We start from the raw sequence: 20121 nt of genomic DNA, 5'->3' as shown, positions 1-20121 counted from the left end.
AATATTAATTCTCATGATTTATTTAGATACAGCAGCCTCTTACTCAATCCTACCCGAAGTTAAAGTCACGCTATCAGATGCCTTTAATACTCTCTATGCAAACTCAGCTTCTAGTCATTTATTAGGTGGGCAAGTCTCTAATGAAATTAATAAAGTTAGAGAACAACTAGCAGATCAAATAGGGGCTTACCCAAGTGAAATTATTTTTACTAGCGGCGCAACAGAATCTAATAACATCGCTTTTAAAAGTCTACTTTTAGGGGATGAAATACCCAAAGATAAAAAGCATATTGTAACGACACAGATTGAGCATAAATGTGTATTTGCTATTTGTGATTATCTTACGTCGGTAGGTTATGAAGTTACTTATGTGAAGCCAAACAAAGATGGGATAATTGAGGCGGCTTCAATTGCCGATGCCATAAGACCAGATACTGCTTTGGTTTCAGTAATGCATGTAAATAATGAACTAGGCACGATTAATCCTATTTCTGATATAGGCAAAGCTTGTTTCGAGGCAGGGGTGTTATTTCATAGTGATGCAGCCCAAAGCTTTCAAAAAATAGATATTGATGTTGATGACCTAAATGTAGACGTTATGTCATTTTCTGCTCATAAAATAGGTGGTCCAAAAGGAATCGGAGCTATCTATATTCGTGATTTACGTAAAAAGCATTTAATGCCTGTTATTCACGGTGCAGGCCAAGAAGAAGCTATCAGGGGTGGAACTGTTGCAGCCCCTCTTATCATAGGTTTTGGTAAAGCAATTGAGACTTTCCCTTCTTACTACGAAAGATTTAAAATAAACAATTTTAAATCTTATTTTCTAAAACACCTGAAACTCAATGAAATTGAATATCAGCTGAATGGTTCCGAATTAGCCCTGGAAAGCTGTATCTCATTAACTCTACCTAAGACTAATACAGATGTCTTAGTTAGAGATAATGAGTATGAACTGTGCTTAGCACAAGGCTCTGCCTGTTCCTCAAAAGAAATAGAGCCATCACATGTTTTAACCGCTATCGGTCTTGATCGTGAGTTAGCTGATCATACATTTAGAATCAGTTTTTCACTTGATGTAACAATCGAAAATGTAGACTATTTGGTTGCTCAAATATATAAAGCAACCTATTGAAATCGTTAAATCAATCAATACTTTGATAAATAAGAGCATTTAGATCTCGTTTAGAAGCACTGCTTACAGACTCATACTTCAAAATTTCTTGTATGGGTATGTATATCTACCATTTAAAATAGACTCTTTGGAATAGATGTCTGGCTATACCACAAATACTTTAAAGGACTTTCATAAAATTTGACATTATAAGTTATTGATAAATTAATAGCGGCCATAAAAAAAGCGACTAAAAGTCGCTTTAATCTGAATAAAAGTAGTGTTATTTATAACAAGTAACACATGCTCCACCGCCTTCTACTTCATCATAGATTTCATCCATGACATCGGTATCAATATTTACAATATTTATTTGTAATTGGTTTTGGCGTCTTAGTGCTTTTTTAGCAAAACGTTCCATTCTTTTTGCATGATTAGCTTCAATTTGTACAATTCTGTCTGGATCTTCTAAGGTCGAAAGAGGTGTATCTTTGCCAAGCCAATAAAAAGTACCATCAGGCCGCTTTTCTTCAGCTGTTTTCTCATAGCTTTTCGCTTCTTCAAAAGCATCTGGATATATTTGCTTTAATCTAACCCATTCGATCTTTTGCTGATAAAAGCAAAAGGTACAACCACTTCTTGAACGCCATCCATAATAACCTGGCTTTCCAACATCCATAGCTTCAACAATCTTTTTATAAATCTCTACAGTGAGGTTTGAGTCTTTATATGTTGAGTTAGTAGTGTGTATTATTTCATTCTCAAAATGCTTAATAACGTCTTCTTTTGTTGGCGTTGTTGGCATATTCGTATTTTTGTCTATAAATAGTTTACGATAATTTATAACTTCTTCAGTATCTGAAAGAAGGTCAGCACCTTGCAAAATATCAAAAATATCTTTTTTGTTTAATCCATCATCACGAAATGGCATTTCAATTTTGAGATACGCTTCGTTATTTGAGTTAGTTAAAAATCCTGTTCGTGCGGGTTCATCTGCACGAATTCCCACATATGAAACGACCAAATCATAACCTTCATCCATCATCTTCTTATTTATCCACATTTCAAATGGAACCAACTTCATTTGAATAGTGCACCAACGTGCTTGAGGTGATGGCAAATAGTTTTGATGTTTTTCTAGATGATAATCAAAATCTTTTTTCGTTCGATTAGAAGAAAAAACCTCATCATAAGGGTCGATAATTGGCTTACCTAAGTAACCTTCCAAACGATTAACAAAATCAATTACCTCAGGCAGCTCTTTACCTGTATCTGTAAAGTAATATTGAATATCAAGCTCAGGGTAATTATCGCGCATATACATAGCAAGTGCTGCACTATCCTTACCGCCCGACAATCCTAATACGTGAAGAGTCTTAGGCATGTTCAATTCCCTTTGTCATTTCATCTAATAGAGCCATTAAAACAGCTCTTCGTTCATGCTCTTCTAACATTGAAAGTGAACTTTCGATATTACTAATTTGACTATTATAATTTTTTCTAACAGATTTATATTCTAACGATTTAAATGAAGCTTGATAATTCGCTAACTTAAAGCGTTCAATTATTCCGATAAGTTCTGTTTTAGCTTTATTAATCGCATTATCATCCCAATTACGTTCAGCTTTTCCTGATAATAATGAGATTATATTGGAAATCCAATTATTATTACTTGCAAACTCACCTAAACGTTGGGCAAATGTTTGTAGCTTAGCATCCGATGTGAACACAGCGACATTTGTACATTGCTTGGATAAATGTTCATCAATAGGCAGGTAACTCGTTATTTCGGTTTTAAATGCCTTAACCATTTCCATATGAGCATTAATAATCTCGTTCAATATAGTTTTTATATCGTTAGATTTTATGTCAACTATAGATTTATTTGAAAAAAGAGAAGTGACTTTCTCAAATAAATAATGATGAGGGTCTGATGCGGTTTTTGAATATAAGATAAAATCTTTAGCTGATTTTGATAATGATTTAGTATTACGAGTCCAAGTTGAAAGCCCTGCAAATAAAGTTACATATTCTTGTGCAATTGCTAAAGGTGTTGGGTTGCCAGTAAAGTTTGGAAGAGCAATAGCCAACTCGTTTAAATACGCCGTTTTTTCTTGGTCAACTTTTACAAGTTGAACTCCAACAAACGACGATTTCAGCATTAACTTTATTACAAACTCTTCATCTGGTGCTGTAATGAACATATGTTCGTTTGTCGCATCATTTTTGTCAAAAAACGCAAAGTCTTTAAGATGTGTCATTACAAAGGCAAGCATCCAAATGGATCTAATCCCCTTAGGAACACCAAAAGGCTTTTGAGACCAAAGATCATCAATTTCATTTAACCAAACAATATCTCCGCGCTTTTTAATCAGGTTGCTTGCAGAATCGAATAACGCTTTAAGGTTTACATCACTTGGTTGACTGAAACCTAAAACGCCTTCAGTTTCTGTATGAAGTTCTTTATTCTTCAAGCATGAAAAATACAATCCTTTCTCAGCTGGAAAGCTACCTGTAGGGAAATTCAGGTTCTCTTCTTCAAAATTTTCAGCCATTGCGATAAGTAATTTCTTAATTGCAGAGTTAGCACTACCCGATGGTTTAGATCGGTTTACTAATTCATTCTTAATCACAGGAGCTTTATTGAAAATATGCTCTGCAATGGAAGAGGTTATTGATGCTAACGTTTTATTTTCAAGTGACAGTGAATCATATTTCCATTGAGCTGTTTTAAAAGCGATATCAGTCGCTTCAAAAATAGTTTGTCTTGTAAGCTCTATACGGTGATTGATCTCATTTTTTGCAATGAAATCATGGCTAATTTCTTTATGCTCTCTTAATACTTTATTCAAAGCAATCAATTCAATTGCCTGGGTTTTTAATAGAGAAAATTGAGATTGATGGCCTAAGATAATATGTTCATTATTATCAGCAATGGCTTTTGCTCTTTCAAATAAAGACTCTTCTACAGGTAGAACAAACCACAAAAAGGTTTCACCGCTGACAGGACTTGTATCTAAGCTCTCTAATTCAGTGAAATTGTGCTTACCAATTATTTTTGTTTGGGCCCAGCGCATTGTGCCGGTCTTGTGGTAATGAGCTGTCGCTAGTATATTATTTGCTTGTGCAATTTGAGAAGTCCAATCAACACCGTCTTTTATTTCATCTATTGTAGTTGCTATCAATTGATTAATATCGATATCACTGCCTTGGAAAACGAACAATGCACCGTAGTTTTGACGATAGATAATAACTGTCCACTCTTCTAACTCTTTTATGGCTAGAGTCACATCTTTTACTGAAAACCCTCGTGAGCTAAAGTAGCTAATCAAGAACTTTCTTTTTGCAAAAAGTTGGTGTTGAAATCCAAATAGAGTTAACAGTGCAATAGTCTTAGTTATCAGACAATGTAAGTCCGAACCTTTTAATTCAGCTCTATAAATAGCATCTTGGCCTTCCAACCAAACCTTACTGTCTGAGCTTGCTAGAATAATATGATTCAAGTTGTATTGTAGGTAATCCCAGAATAGCTCAGGGTGAAACAAATCTAACTTCTTGCTCTCAAAATTAAATTCAGAAGGGTAGCTTTTTTCAAGGAACTGCTTAAATCCTAACTTTTCGTTAGATGCTAAAAAGCCAAATAAACTGCGTTCATTTTGAGAGAAGCTTCTTTTTGATATAGGACCTAACAGTAAGCTTACTATTGGATCTAACGGTAAAGACTTTAACAGAGGCGCTTTTCGGTCAGTTTGAGAGGGAAAATAACTAAGTACTGAAGAAATTAAGCTATCATTCTCTTGAACTAATCTTCTTTCTACTTCGTCTGTCTTATCAATTGAATCACCAATTAATACCAACGATTCATCAATAGAAGGAATGTAACCCATATCGCGGTAGCGACCTTGTACTTTAGCCCAATCTTTTTGAGCTGAAGCGTTCATTGCTTTAGAATACTCACTAAATGCTTGATGCAAGAAGCCAATTAAAATTGCAGGCGTTTTAGACTTTTGAATGACATCAGCAAGGTTTTGGAAAAAATATAAATCTTTATTTTCTCTTGATTGGTAATCTAACGCCTTACCCATTTCATCTAATAAAATGATTACACCATCAGCTTTAACCCCTTTATTAAGTGTTGAAGCAATTAGTGAAAGGCATTCATCATCGTTTAATTGAAAAATATCTTTTTCATTATATTCATGTTCTAGTGCTTTTAAAATAGAGCAAGTAATAGTTGCTGAGGGCACATTTAAACCACAAACATGCTTTACAACTTTCCAACCTTTTTTTATGTTGAAGCTTGCTTGAAAGTCATTTTCCTCAGTACTATTTGTTAGTTTTTCATTCGCGTAGTTTCGTACATTTTTCTTATTAGACAATAATTGCGTTAAAAAGAGTGCTATGGTTGATTTACCCGTTCCATAAGGCCCTGTGATGGTAAAACAACGTTGTTCACTTTTAGTGAAATCTCGGCTGATGGTATCAAGCACATTTAAAGCTGTGCCATGTAAGATGAAACTATCTATGAAATCTTTATAATTAAAAGCGTCATTATCTAGACGAGTTGAACTTTTGTATTTTTGGTTGATATCAATCATAGATGACATTTCATTCAACTCCATAGTATTTATTTAGAATTTGAATAGGGTTTTTTATTAAATTCATAGGGCATGAAATTTGTCTCAAACCTCTAGAATCAACCCAAGTTAATCCACCATCTGTAGTGAGTTGAGCATCATCAAGTTTTTGGCCAAGACCATGTTCTGATAATCTAAAGATTCTACCAGGAGAAAATGGATTACTTAGTAAAGTGTCAAAACCAATAGTTAGCTCTTCTGTCTCTACGTTAACGTCTTCTAAATCAATAGTTAAACTCATAAATCTAGCTACTGCATAAATGAAAATTTCGATAGGTAAATCTTGTTGTTCGCGAAGAGGACTCGTATAAAATCCATTACCGTTATCATTAATTAAACTTAGTTCAGCTAAAGGAGATGAAAAATGATCTTCGTCTATTTTGATTGCTTTAGCTGAATTAGCTTTTCTTTTTCGACAATAGGTATGCAGAAAACAATCGAGATCTTTCTTTAGACTTTTATCCGTAATACCATCGTTTTGACAAATTCTCTGAGCATCCTCGACAAAATCGAATAAGTATTTTTCTTTTTCAAAACTTTGTACATGTGAAAAGTTGAAAAAATATCGATATGAAGTTAAATATTCATCTTCAAAGTTAAGTAAAAAATGAATTAACCAAATAGAACCTTTCTGTTCTAAATACCGGTCTTTTCCTTGATGTCTATCAAAATCACCAAAAATATAATTACCAAGCTCTGTTACATAGGGATCTTTATTAACTTTATCGAAAATTACGCCAGTGCAATCCGACCAATATCGGATAGCGTTTACCATATTTTTACCAACACCAAGTTCTATAACGGCTTTTTCAACATCTTCACTTTTAGATGTTTTCAAAAAATGGCCTGAATTCATATGGTTAACAGCTTTGTAAAGCCATCCATATCTTAAGGGGAATGTATCGTGTCCGGAAAATTTAGCTTTCATCGTTTCTTGAGTCTCTGGAGAAGTTGTCCAGAAGAGATAGTATTACTATTTTAAAGCAGATTAAAGTAATTTTTTGTTATGGCTGTTTATATTTACAGTGGTTGGTGTGAAAAATAAATTCAGTACATTTATGCATTAGTTCTTTGATTTAAGGTAATATTTAGTTAATCTGAAAGGATTACAATATTACCTTGATAATTTACAAGCTATTACATTATCAATTGGTTAAAACTGTATGATTGTTAGCATTAAAAAGGAGTTCGTATGCTAGAAAAGACCCTCAATAATTTCAGTTTAAATTCATTAAAAGTACTTGCTGGTACTGACTCTTTAAAATTCTTTGAAGAGACATTAAATATAAGCTCTGATTATTATGAATCCAATAGTCAAAGTACATTATTAATTCAGGCTATTTTGAATTCAAACCCTATAAAGCTATTTATTAATAAAGAAAGTAGAAATTTTTTCATAGACAGAATGCATAAACAAGATATTGTTTGTGTCATTGAAGCTATAAATGGCGAGACTTTAGGGGAAATCCTTCCTGAGCAATACCCTCATATATATAATGAAGTAAAGTTATTTTGTGAAAGTGATCGTAGCCTAAATGTATTTTTGAGTACTCTCGGTATCGAAAACACCTACTTATTACAAGAAAAAGATAAAAATGAATTTTCTGCTTTTACAACGGTTAAACCGAAATATGCCTTATATCCCTATCAAGTCGAAATATCTGAGAAAACATTTCACTCAATTGAAACCGGCAATAATAACCGTGCGGTAATACATTTACCAACAGGCGCCGGGAAAACCCGCACCGCTATGCATATCATTTGCCGTCATTTAATGACTAAAAAAAATGCATTAGTTTTATGGTTAGCTAATTCAGATATTCTGTGTGAGCAAGCATCTGAAGAATTTGAAGAAGCTTGGTCATATCTAGGAAACCGTGAAATCATTCAAGGCCGTTTTTATAAATCTAATGACTTTTCATTAGACAGTATAAATAGTGGTTTTGTTGTTGGGGGCTTGCAAAAACTTCACTCACATTACAACTCTTTAAATACTAATTCGACTCAATCGTTCGATAGAAAATTAACTTTAGTTGTTTTTGATGAAGCACATAAAGCATTAGCAAGTACTTATAAAGAATTAATTGAAAGGTTTTTAGAAGTTTCTCCTCAAGCTAAGTTAATAGGTTTAACAGCTACACCTGGAAGAGTTTATAAGGATGATAAACCTGAGTTAGATCCTGAAAACAAGGCTTTAGCACATATGTTTGGGAATAATAAGATAACAATGGATGTTAGCCCTTCTCAACCTATGGACTACCTTATTGATAATCACTACCTTGCAAACCCTAACTTCATAGAGCTAAATTATGATGATTTAGATCTTTATGAAAATTTATCAGAAAATACTGTAACGGAAAGTGAGTTAATGTCTCGTTTAGGGGCATCAAAAAATAGAAATTCAATTATTATTCAAACGGTTGTTAATGAAGTAGAAAAAAACAACGCTAAAGTGATTTTATTTGCTTGTGATATAGAGCATGCCAGAAATATGGCCTTTGCACTATGTTGCTTAGGAATTAAGGCCGCCTCTGTTGATAGTAAATATACCTCCCAGAAAGAAAAGGAAAGTATAATTAATCAGTATAAACACGGAGATTTAAGTGTTTTAGTTAATTGCGAAATGTTAACTACAGGATTTGACGCCCCCGAAACTAACGTTGCCATTATTGCTAGGCCGACAAAATCCTTAGTGCTATACCTGCAAATGATTGGACGAGCACTGCGGGGTAATAAGGATCAATCACCTAAAGACGCAAAAATTTATACTGTATTAGATGAAATTTCAGATTTTAATAATGTCAATTTAGCTTTTAAACATTGGAATGAAATGTGGACAGAGCTTGAGCAAGTTAATTAATAAAGGACTAATTTATGTCATTGGTAAACCCTAAACAATATATTATATCGGCCCGTTCAAATGGGTACAAAGATACGGCCTACGCAATTGCTGAACTTGCTGATAACTCAATTCAAGCAGGTGCAGATAAAGTTGAAATACTCATCTTTGAAAATAAAAACCGAAGTATTGACCAAATAGCCATTGCCGACAATGGTAAAGGCATGAGCAAGGAACTACTAGCTACAGCACTAGGTTTTGGTGAATCAGGCAGGGATAAGGATAAAGAAGGTAATTTACTTAATGATGATACTCAAGGTATGGGAAAGTTTGGGATGGGACTGCCAAATGCTTCTGTTTCTCAATGTAAGCGTGTGGAAGTTTGGAGCTGGAAAGCAGTAGGAGAAGTTAACTATAGTTACCTTGACGTACAAGAAATTATTGATGGTGATTACCTCGACTTACCGACACCTTCATCTTCAAGAATTCCAGAAAAATATCTTAATTCTATGTTTAATGGTGATATACCCAGCTCAGGTACATTAGTTGTTTGGTCAAATTTAGATAAGCTAAAATGGAAGAGAGCAAAAACTCTTTTTGAAAAATCGGAGTCTGAAATAGGCCGGATGTATAGATATTTCATAGCTAGTAATCAGTGTAGTGTCCAGTTCAAAGTATGTGATCTTCATGGCTCTGTCAAAACTAAGGCACTCGAGCCATTGACAAAAACAGGGATAATTAAGGCTAATGACCCTCTATATTTGACCGGTGATTCATCGTTACCGGAGCTACCAGGCTTGCATAGAGATGAAGCTCAAACTTTTTTTGAAGAAAAAGAGCATTCATTTTCTTGGGAAGTAGAATATTTAGGAAAAGTGCACACGTTGACTATTAGAAGCTCAGTCGCAAGAAATGAAATCATACAAAGAATGCTTCAAGCAACAAGCTTCAATAAAATAGGTGATACTCATTGGGGGAAACATTGTGCTAAAAATATTGGTCTATCAGTATTAAGGGCGAAACGTGAGTTAGAAGTTATCACAAATGAATTCTTTTTAAAAAGTGACGTCTACCAAATAAGATTTATAGGGATCGAGCTTGAAATCCCTCCTGCACTTGATGAGGTTTTTGGTGTCACGAATAACAAGCAGCATGCACATAATTTAAAAGACATGTCTCAAAATGAATTTTTTAATGGTGAAAATGAACTGAAAAATGAAAAATCTATCATTTCTCACCTTAAACTTATAGGAGAAGAAGATACAGCTATCCTATTTGATGTATCAAGAAAACTAAGTCAAGTTATAGCTAATCGGAAAAAAGACATGGGCAAGTTGACCCTCTCTAAAGCGAAAGTTGTCGATACAGAAATAACTGAAGATGACCGTTTAGGCATTGTCATAAACGCAGGCTTTAAAAAAAGGGATGAGGTAAATCCGGGTACAACTATTTCTAAAGATCCAAATTATGGAGAATTAGAGAAAAAGCTAATTGAAGATTTTGGTTACGATAAAGATCAAGCAGCGCAAGCGGCTAGAAAAATGGAAGACTTAAAGTCGCGGATTAGTATTCAGTACAGAAAAACTTCTAACCAATCATTCTTTGAAGTAGAAAACTTACAAGGGATAACTGTTTTAGTTATAAACCCGGAACATGAGCTTTATAAGCATTTCTTATCTAAAATGTCAGATAAAGATCAATTACTATTTAAAGTGATTTTAGGTGCCTGGGCAAGGTTAGAAGATGAAACAACAATTGAAACTAAAAGACGGCAACTAGAACGTGCGCGAAATGATTGGGGGGAGATCATTGAAGATATGTTTGAGGAGTTTGATTTCGAAACCTTAGAAGAAGCTTAATGTTTTTATTGAGTGATGTATTAAAGAGTTATAGTGACGCTGGCCTACAGGCTAGTGTCTCTATTCTATTCGATAAAAATGAATTTAGTCACAAAATTTATTTATTTAGTCATACTTCAGAGTTAAATCAGCCTACTTTTAATCAAATATATAATTCCTTAACCGGTAAGATCATTAATGGAAATGCTAATTCACTTGTAGTTAAATCTATTTCGTCTTGGGTTACTAGCAGCTTAAATTTTTCAGTGAGTATGACTAGTAAAGAGCTTTCAATTGAACTAGGAAATGCGCCTAGTGCGATAACTAATATGTTCGAAAAACTTCCTAGCGAGCTTTTTAATCTGTCAGTTGATCACACTCTTATTGAAATTTCCATTAATACCCTGAATCAAAACACTCTAGTAGATTTACTTTTGAATGATGATTACCTTTCTACCCAAAAGTTTCAGCTAATTGATCAGACAAGTAATTTTTATAGAGTTATTGATATTTTTGAGCCAACGACAAGACTAAAAGTAATAAAGAAACAAAAATCACTAATGGATGATTTAATAAACCAAAAGTTAAGTAGTTTAAACGGTAAGCTTAAAGGAATAAGGGGAGAATATATAATAAATAATATTACCTTTAATGATTATTCCTTAGTTTGTTTATTTTATGGTTATGAAAATATTGATGAATATGAAAAGTCCCTTAAGTCCGATTTTTTAAAGCGAAGTCATTCTAGTCTTACATCTCCATCTAGCTCTAATGATGAAGCCACAGTTTGCCTTGATAAAAAACTCACTATGCTCACTCTAATTGATGACCTTTTGATACCGAGTGAGTGTAATACTATTATTGAAAGAATTAGGAAATTCACACCCAGACCATTCAATGTAGAAAAATTGCTGAAAGTAGAGGAGTATAAATTTGAATGGTTGCAGGGCATAACACCTGAAATGATTCATAGCTTTAAAATATTTAAAGCTATGTTAAATGATGCTGTAACAGGGTTTAGTACTAATACATTATTATTAAAAGCTACAGAAGTAATAGATAATCCACCAGAAACAAACATTCATAGTAATAGTTTAATTAAAGAAAAGGGAGCTTGTCCTGAGTTAAATATATCACTAAAAAGTAAGCTAAAAGAAATGGATTTATCCTTAGCTTATACAGGTGTCGTAAATAGGCTTAACCAAGCTAAAAGAACTTCTCTTACAGTGTATGACTTTCTTAGTATAGATAGTTCTTGGTTTTTAGGGTTAAGCGGAATAAAGTCAAAGCATTATTCTGACTTCTTAGATCTTAGAGCATATTTGCAGAGTGCTATGAAGTTAGACGTTTGTATAAATAAAGATAATTCAGGTAATACTGTAGAAGGTATTAAAACAGCGCCACATCATTTACCAAATGAGAAAAGTGATGACATTCTTTTCGCTAACACTCACCAGTTAGTTGCAAGTTGTAGGGAAGTACAAGAAGAACCTAGTCTCTTTAGAGAAGAACAACGTTTAGCTGAAAGTAATATAAATAGTTTGAAGCCTAATGATATCTGCATTGGTGATTGGGAAGATATATTAGAAGTAACATCTAAAATGTTCCCTAATGATAAAACTAACCAATTAGAAAACATTAAATCTCAAATACAGCATTATTATGATGTTCGTGACAAACATATTACAGGCTTTAGTCAAGAGCTTATAAAGCTTAAAGAAACAGCTGATTGGCTTTTTCCTGGCGACTACAACAAGCAACTATCTTACTTAAATGAAGAAGTTGAAAAACAAGTTCCTTCAGAACCCGCAATTATTAGTGAAGAATCATCGTCAATACTCAATGAATCAAACGAAATCGAACTAGAACTAGATAAACTCTCCACTGATTTAGAAGAGGAATCCTATAAAAATATTCCAAATGATATTTTAGAAAAGATCAAAGAATGGGCTTTTGAGGGATATTTTGATGACAAAGAAATGTACAGCATATTCGTTCAAGAGCAAAGTAATGCATACATAGCGTTAAATGATGCAGAGCCTAAAGAAATGCCAACGTGGGCTTGGAAATCTATATGTGATTATACAGAATCTAAATATATTGGTGACTTTACAGGCCAATTAAGAGAGGTACAACAGCATATAGAAAGTTACATGTCTATAGAGTCAATCTCAAGTCTAGAAAGCTCGGAAAAGGTAAGAAAAATCAAGCAAGCAGCTAGAGAGGATCTTCCGGGGGATTATAAAGGTCAGTTTCACTCCATTAAGGCTTCATTGAAGGTTTTAGATAGTGAACAAGAAGAAGTGAATCATCAAGAAATTGCGACTAAAGAAATAGCTAACTTAAGGCCTAAAGAGATTAGGGCCTGGGATTGGGAAGAAACTTTGAACATTACCTTAATGGAGTGCCCAAATGATCCTATTGGGCAATTAAAAGCATTAAAAGTTCAGGTTAGTAGTTTTTATGACATTGATGGCTTGACTAAGGAAGGTTATGAAAATGAAGTTGGTAGCTTTAAGAAGTCAGCAGAAGAACTATTTACTGGTGATTATGTAAAGCAACTTTCACATTTAATAAACGGGGTTGGAAAATTATCACCTAAAGCTTCAGTGTCTAGTAAAGAAAAACAAGAGGATTTATCTGAAGCTACAGTATACAAACCAACAGATAACGTAGCAGCATCAGCCAAAAAAAAGAAGGTTAAAGAGTTAAGCAACAGTGCTGTTTACGATAAGAACAAATCAGAAAAGAACTTTCTTTCAAAACTATCTTCAATCTTCAAAACCAATAGGTCTAGGGATATTTTTGATGATACAAACACTACAGTCATAACATCTTCAATTAAAGAGTTTGGGACTGCGATAAAAACAGAAGAAGTTATTGCTCCCAACATTACAATAGAAACTCCTGCAGTTAAAGAACTAAAACCTATAGAATCAGCAGAAAAAATTGTTTATAGTAAAGTACAAAGTGAACCAAGTAGGGTTGAAGAATGTCACTTTGTGAAGTTTAACAAAAAGAGTGAAATTGGTATTGAAGTTCAAGCACTGAAGTCTTTTGACGCTTTTGACTTTGAGTCCATTAATAATAAATTAGTTGTCATAATAAATAGCAATCACCTTTTTTATAACAAGCTTTATCGAGATTCTAGTGTTGAAAGTAAACGTGTTATCGACATGATGATTTCCTCATTGTGTCATTTATCCCACCTAAATATTTCTGAAACAGTTAAACAGCAAGATAAAAAATTATTTTCTAGATGGAGTGAATATTTAGAAGAGTATTTACTAGAGGAATAGAATGAATAATTTGATGACAAGTAATGATTTAACAGCTGCCTTAGAAAGGGGTATTCCTAATTGTGATAATTTGAATATTATTTCTGCTTTTGTTACGAAGCCAGCAATTACATGGTTAGAAGCTCTTATTGTTAATTCTTCAGTATGTATTGTCGGTCGCTTCTCACCAAACGATTTTATTGTAGGTGCAAGTAATATAGAAGCTATTAGGCAATGTATATTATCGGGCTATAAAGTTAAGTGCTTACCAAATTTACATGCGAAAATTTATCAAGTTGATGAGGATTTGATTTTTACAGGCTCAGCTAATATGACTGGAAAAGGGCTCGCCCTTGTTAATGAAGGCAACCTTGAGGCATGCACTAAAGTTACCCCTTCAGATAGCTCTAAAGATTTTATCAAAAGAATAGTCAATGTATCTGTTTCTTTAACAATTGAAATGATCGATCAAATGCAGGAAATTATAGATGGTTTTTCTGAATCTAATTTGCTCGATATACCTAACGTATGGCCAGAACATATTATGCCTAAAATTAAGGACTTATTCGTATCTGATTTCCCTTTATCAAAACAGGGTGAAAATCACGAGATGTATGATGTTAATCCATCGTTAGAGTTCGCAATTATTGAAGCAAATAAATCTAACTTTACTTATGCTCAATCACTATTCAAAAACTCTAAAGCATACTGCTGGTTGATATCAATATTGACTGAATACAAGGGAGATAGAGACCTAGGCTTTGGCCAAATATCGAGTTTGTTGCATGATGAGTTGTGTGATGATCCTGCACCATATCGTAGAGATATAAAGGGTATTCAAGCGAATTTATATGAATATTTGGCTTTGTATGCATCAGATGAAATAGAAGTTTATGTACCTGGTAGAAGAAGCCAAGTAATAAGACTTACTGAAATAAAATAAAGCTAGATTTACTTCAAATTACTTTTTCTACCTAAACGAACCCTTTAATTTTTACGCTAAGTATCGATTGAATCCTAATCAGGTTTGATTAGTTTAACCATTTATATAAATACTTCAGGAAAAGTCGCTTTATAGAATCTAGACTAGATATATATTAACCTTTATAGATGCGTTTTTAGCGAGTACCATAGCGTTCTTTAGCTGATTATACTCGCAATTTTATTTAAAGATCTTTAAATATTTTATTTAAATAAATTTCTTTATTGTTGACGGCTTTTTGAGCAATAGATTGTAATTCATCTTCACCAGGGTCTATCTCAAACTCGAGTTTTCTAATTAGCCTAAGGTGTCTAGTTACTAGTTTTTGCGAATCGGTGAATGAAAACTCTGTTTCTTCATCATCAGTGTTTTTATCTATATGATAAAAAACAATATCTTGGATGATCTGGCTAAGAATTGATATAGCTGCTTTGGAATAATCAATTTCCCCATTATTTTTTATGATGATGCCTTTCCAAAATTCACTTCCTATACTTTTTGCCTTTATTGTTCTATTGGATTTTAATTTATAATCGATTAAGAAGAAATTCTCATCAGCATTGTTTGATGGGCAAAGTATTTCGTACACTTCATTAAAGCTACTAATGAACACTTCAGTTAACTCAGAGTAATCATCACAAGAAACATCTTCTGAGCTTGACAAGAAACCATCGAAAAGAGCTTTAAAAATAGCTTTTTGTCCCATAACTGTATGGGGTATCGATTTTGTAGTAATTATCGAAAAATCTTTTTCATATAATTTAATTGCTTTATTAAGCTCTGCAGTTCTTTTTAATGACTCTCTCTTACCCTTAAATGAACGGTAGTAGTTATTTAGAGGTTTATCTTCACGGAGAACACCGTGATCCTTGGCTAGCTGCTGAATTCTATTATATGGAGTTAATTCGCTAAATACTTCTCTAAATGTTGGAAGGAATAGACTCTTAAATCGTTCTTTCAATAATTTTGAAACTGATGTGCTGTATGAGAACAGAAATATACTTTCTTCTTCATCATCATCCAACTCATCTTGTTGTTGGCCTTCTGCGAGTTTAAACCTGTGTTCTAAAGTTTCATCTGGCCCTAGTTCTTTCTCTATAATTGGATCAGGAGATAACCATGAATCAATTTTACTTTTCCACTTACGAACGTTTTTTACTAAGGTTCTATCATCAACTGTTGATATTTTACTATCATCAAACATAGCGGAGAGTATTATTTGTCTAATAACTAAAACACCTGTTAAGCTATTGGTAGAATTATGTTTTGCTCCGTCGCATGCCCAGTCAATTAACATTGGAGGCACACTAGGCGGATAATCTTTTGATGAATCATCAATTAAAACTTGAGTGAATGTTGATAATACATCTTTATCGTCCATTAATACTATGCGCGTCTCATCAATTTCTTCAGGGGTATTATTTATTGTTACGAATAAGTCTCTTGATACATCTGTAGGAGATAATGAGTTTTTATTACAAATTGAGGTTAAATCTATCAAAGTTATAGAAATTCTAAACTCATCAAATGCTTTGTCTCGTTCCAGAGCTTTCTCTAAAGCTTTATATCTATGTTGACCATCAATAATAACGGCAGACACAGTATTTTTATCCCAAACAATGCTTCCTTCTTCTTCAGAGAAAGGTACAAGAGTAACTCCCTCTGCTAACCCTTTACACTCTCCAAAATTGTCATAATAATCTTCACCATTTATGAATTTTGATTGGATTGTTTTAAGCTCATTAGGATTTATCGTTCCATACTTATCTAGTGGTTTATAGTCATCCCCTATTGGTATAAGCACGGCGATTAAGGAAGGGAAATACTTAGTTGAACTATCTTTAAGTAGGTAATCCCTTGCTATCAGGTTTGCTCTATCATGATCTAGCTCTCGTTGAATTAGTGTGCTAATAGGCCAACTATGCACATTGTTTAAATCCTCGAAGATTTTGAAGTCTTGCAGTAAATTGCCAACGTTGATATTTAATACATTAACATTAACCTCTTCATCAACCTTATTGTTTTTCATTCCAAATTTACTGTTGTGATAACTGTACAAAATAGAGAAATCATACGATTTTTGAGATTGCTGAGGGGTTACTTTCTTCTTATTTTTTTTTATTTTTGGTTGTGTCATTGCATTATCCATATCTTTTTGTGAATACTGGGTTTGTTAGTCTTTGTAAAATTTCTTCAATCCCTGTGGAAATCTCCATATTAGGGTTAGATAAATCATCCTTAATAAATGATATATACACATTTTCGATTGAAATATCCGCACCTTCAATATTCCGGAGGACGTCGGTTCTATATTCAAAGTGGTCAGTAAGTCGTTCTTGTAAATTATCTGCTTTACCTATATAAATAGGGGGGAATGATGATATTAATATTTCAAGAGTATGAGCGAAAACTTGCCTGCTATCTTCATCCCCATCAAGTATTTTCAAGATTTTATTAATTTTATTTTCTGATTTAATACCTAACAATCGGCCATCATTTTTAGAGCCAAAAGGCGTTCTTTTTACTGAAATATCAACTCTAGAGTTCTTGATGTTTTCTAAGTGTTGGGGAAACTTGTATTGAAGCTCCTTAATAAAGTCTTTTAAATTATCTGAATCTAACGAAGGAATGTCAGGCCAATATCTCCATACATATATGCCTGCATAATCGGGGATTTTATTCTTCCCTCGCATTAATTTTCTTAAGCAATGACCTCTAATACTTCGAATCCCATCAATATTTATTGAGGAGTATTCTTTCGCTGGTTTTATCATATTTTTCTTTTATGTTTAGTTTTTCAAAAAAATAAATTATCGGGAGCTAGACTATAATTTCAAACCTAGAATTTGTTTTATACAAGAACGGCTTACTTTAAATAGCTTTAGTAATACTCATTATATGGTGGCTTGAAAATCAACTTACATCCTACACCAGAAGTTAATTTTTTAGAAAGTACCTTTTCCGTTTATCACCACTTATAAATAGTTTCTTTTTAGGAGGACCAGGAAGGTTTGCTAACCTGGCCATAATTTATTTTATCCAATGTCCTTATTTCACTATAGTACAGTGGTATATTCAAAAATTATATTTTTATAAGCTTCTTACTTTTCAATCTATCTAAAATAACAGTTAATTCTGGGTTACTCTTATAATCCAAAATTAGTGGGAATAAATGCGCCTCTCGCTGCTCAGTATCTAAACCTGTTCGAGTCAACTTAAGTAAATGTTGAATATTACATACCTTACATTGAACAGTTTTTTTACCATCAGCCATACCATAATCTTCTTCCACTGACTTAGCTTGCTCAGGAGTTAATTTAGGGTGCGATTTGAAAACTAGCTCAACAGTAGAATTCCAGTTATCGTCATTTTCTAACACACCAGAGTTGCAATATGCCATTTCAGCTACTTGAGGTTGACTTATTCTGCTAAGCACAAAATCTCTATATCTATCCTCTCCAACAACATAAGCTCTAACGTGCCAACGAAAGCCGTTGTGAACCAATGCTAGTGATTGAATAGTATAGCGCGCTTCTTTTTTTCTTAAACCAGAATAGTTAATACTCAATACTTGTTTTTTTGTTATCGCTCTGTTGAGTATGCCCCATAGCTCGATGTTAGGAGCAGTTAAGAAAGGTTGAGAGATATATTCAATCCGATGGAAGGGACTTTCTTCACCTTTACTTGCAATGAGGTCTTCTACGTATTTTTGATAAGCCAGTAAAGTTGAGGCATCATCCGGAAGGAATTTAGCGTCAAAGTGAGGTGTTGGAACGTAGCGCTTCAATGAGTCGTCGTAACGAATATTCATAGGACATTCATTTTTGATATAAGTTTCTAGGTCTTTTGTCTGTTGTGCTCTTTTTGTATCGAAGAGTAAATGAAAATAACTTTTCTTGAACTCGCCTAATAATAATAAACACAATTCTAAAAATTTTAGCCGCTCTTTAGTTGTTGCTTTCATTTTATCATCTATGAATGTCAGTAATACCCACATTGTAATCACTTTTTGAAATATATGAAATAAAATAGTGCTATTTAATAGCATCATTTGTTGACATAGTTAAATTTAATGTTAAAGTAATATGGTGCTACAAAGTGGCACTATATGAAGTACACGCTGATTTACACACAACTTGCGGGCGCATAACTTAAACTGCTAAAAAGTGAGAAAATTATGGAACAAGTAATACTAGAATATTTTTGTGGTGATGATGAATGGACAGAAGAGCAAAGAGAAGATTTACCAGAAGTTATACTTGATGCTGGCCTAGAATATCCTGAGCAGCATTACTTAATGCCTGTATCGGAGAGTAAGTTTGATATTGAGCACCTGCTAAAAGTAATAAAAGATTGGGAAGAAGCAGTAAATTCTACTGTTGATTGGGCTTTACAAGGGAAAAATAGCCGAGCGGTTATTCACTTAATGAAAGTTTTAAAGCCATTAAATGAAATGGTTAAGCTAAACCCGGTTAAATACAATGCTACAGCGTTAATTTATGAGCCAAACTTAAGGCTACCACGTGATGCTTGTAATGATTTTGTCCGTAAACCAACCGTTCTTCATCTTGCTCTTCTTACCATCGCACTTAACCACCACATAGATGATGAAACGCTAGTGCCACTATTTGAAGAAAGGTTAGCCTCTGTTATTCAGTTAGGCTTATCGGGTGGTGGACGTTCGCCTGAAGATTTATTGTTATGGGCAATTGAAATACTTTCTGTAGCAGGAACTTTTACCCTTATTAAAGAGCGTTTTTCTAATGAAAAATATCTTAATTGGATATATAAACTAACCGAACACTGTAAAAATATTAAAGCGCGTAATACTGATGACTGGGAACCTATGAGTGTTGGTTACGCTAATACTAATGATAAAAACTTAGCTGCATTTGGTATTGATAATTTAACCCAAAGCATGGAGCCAATGTCTAGACTTAGGTTTCATCATGAGAGAATTAGTGATTATGAAAAGTCTATTCAACGGTCCCTTTTACTACAACAAATAAGCGATGCATACAAAGCGAAAGTTTTTGATTTAGCGAAAGGTTTTGTCACTGAAAATAGTGAGCAACTGCTTGAGTTAGCTGAGCAACATCGACCTAAACACCAAGTATTTTCATCAAAGCGTCATGAAGTCTTTTTACAGCCTATATTAGCAAGCAAAATCACAGACTTTGAAAGCCAACTCCCCTCGTTACTTGAGAGAGTTCCCGAAGGTCGTTTTTATGACATCAAGCAACATGTTGAAGAAACAAAAACTTTCTTAAAGCACCAGGATTATATTGGTATGGGCTGTGGATTTTTCGATTGGAAAAATCTATTTGAAAAGGCACCTGATCATACAAAAATTTATATTCGACATGTTGCAATGGAGCAAGAGTATAATTTAGGAATTCATTTGCAGTTAGTGGTGAGTTAACTGCAAGTAAA

At 33.6% G+C, this 20121-nt stretch carries 12 protein-coding genes; 6 read left to right on the top strand and 6 right to left on the bottom strand.

Annotation, left to right across the window (positions count from 1 at the left end; all coding sequences use genetic code 11):
* The first annotated feature begins 13 nt into the window (after nucleotides 1–13).
* A complete protein-coding gene (locus tag CXF71_RS18655; RefSeq protein ID WP_101234443.1) occupies nucleotides 14–1135 on the top strand; it encodes a cysteine desulfurase family protein in 1122 nt (373 codons plus the stop codon).
* A gap of 262 nt (nucleotides 1136–1397) precedes the next feature.
* On the opposite strand, the gene CXF71_RS21565 is transcribed toward CXF71_RS18655, so the two are convergent.
* From CXF71_RS21565 to CXF71_RS18640, 3 genes are read right to left on the bottom strand one after another with little or no spacing between them, the layout of a single operon-like run.
* A complete protein-coding gene (locus CXF71_RS21565) occupies nucleotides 1398–2498 on the bottom strand; it encodes a phosphoadenosine phosphosulfate reductase domain-containing protein (RefSeq protein WP_232771545.1) in 1101 nt (366 codons plus the stop codon).
* Complete coding sequence (locus CXF71_RS18645) at nucleotides 2491–5721, bottom strand: AAA family ATPase (RefSeq protein ID WP_157826798.1); 3231 nt, start codon at nucleotides 5719–5721, stop codon at nucleotides 2491–2493. The genes CXF71_RS21565 and CXF71_RS18645 overlap by 8 nt, the downstream gene beginning before the upstream one ends.
* Nucleotide 5722: 1 nt before the next feature.
* Nucleotides 5723–6679: a DUF4007 family protein gene (locus tag CXF71_RS18640; RefSeq protein ID WP_101234441.1), complete on the bottom strand. Its 957-nt coding sequence runs from the start codon at nucleotides 6677–6679 to the stop codon at nucleotides 5723–5725.
* A 264-nt stretch (nucleotides 6680–6943) separates the two neighbouring features.
* On the opposite strand from CXF71_RS18640, the gene CXF71_RS18635 reads away from it, so the two are divergent.
* Genes CXF71_RS18635 through CXF71_RS18620 form a run of 4 tightly spaced genes read left to right on the top strand, consistent with a single transcriptional unit; the run spans nucleotide 6944 to nucleotide 14649 of the window.
* The gene (locus CXF71_RS18635) at nucleotides 6944–8611 is read left to right on the top strand and encodes a DEAD/DEAH box helicase (protein ID WP_101234440.1); all 1668 of its coding nucleotides are present in this window, start codon (nucleotides 6944–6946) and stop codon (nucleotides 8609–8611) included.
* 14 nt (nucleotides 8612–8625) lie between these two features.
* Nucleotides 8626–10449: an ATP-binding protein gene (locus tag CXF71_RS18630; protein ID WP_101234439.1), complete on the top strand. Its 1824-nt coding sequence runs from the start codon at nucleotides 8626–8628 to the stop codon at nucleotides 10447–10449.
* On the top strand, nucleotides 10449–13727 hold the full coding sequence (locus CXF71_RS18625; protein WP_101234438.1) for a hypothetical protein: 3279 nt from the start codon (nucleotides 10449–10451) through the stop codon (nucleotides 13725–13727). Before CXF71_RS18630 ends, CXF71_RS18625 begins: the two co-directional genes overlap by 1 nt.
* A gap of 1 nt (nucleotide 13728) precedes the next feature.
* Nucleotides 13729–14649, top strand: a complete 921-nt coding sequence (locus tag CXF71_RS18620; RefSeq protein WP_101234437.1) for a phospholipase D-like domain-containing protein — start codon at nucleotides 13729–13731, stop codon at nucleotides 14647–14649.
* 223 nt (nucleotides 14650–14872) lie between these two features.
* Here CXF71_RS18620 and CXF71_RS18615 read toward each other — a convergent pair whose 3' ends face one another.
* The 3 genes from CXF71_RS18615 to CXF71_RS18605 form a co-directional block, all read right to left on the bottom strand.
* Nucleotides 14873–16825, bottom strand: coding sequence for a DNA sulfur modification protein DndB (locus CXF71_RS18615; protein WP_157826797.1), 1953 nt, complete (start codon nucleotides 16823–16825; stop codon nucleotides 14873–14875).
* Between the two features lie 4 nt (nucleotides 16826–16829).
* On the bottom strand, nucleotides 16830–17462 hold the full coding sequence (locus tag CXF71_RS18610; protein WP_101234435.1) for a hypothetical protein: 633 nt from the start codon (nucleotides 17460–17462) through the stop codon (nucleotides 16830–16832).
* Between the two features lie 308 nt (nucleotides 17463–17770).
* Nucleotides 17771–18652: a WYL domain-containing protein gene (locus CXF71_RS18605; protein ID WP_157826796.1), complete on the bottom strand. Its 882-nt coding sequence runs from the start codon at nucleotides 18650–18652 to the stop codon at nucleotides 17771–17773.
* Nucleotides 18653–18865: 213 nt separating this feature from the next.
* Between CXF71_RS18605 and CXF71_RS18600 the strand changes: the two genes are divergently transcribed.
* Nucleotides 18866–20110, top strand: a complete 1245-nt coding sequence (locus CXF71_RS18600; protein WP_101234433.1) for a hypothetical protein — start codon at nucleotides 18866–18868, stop codon at nucleotides 20108–20110.
* The last annotated feature ends 11 nt before the right edge of the window (nucleotides 20111–20121 follow it).

The organism is Colwellia sp. 12G3, from assembly GCF_002836775.1.
Lineage (GTDB): Bacteria > Pseudomonadota > Gammaproteobacteria > Enterobacterales > Alteromonadaceae > Colwellia.
Note: the sequence above shows the minus strand (reverse complement) of the source record. Positions and strands in the feature narration are given on the sequence as shown.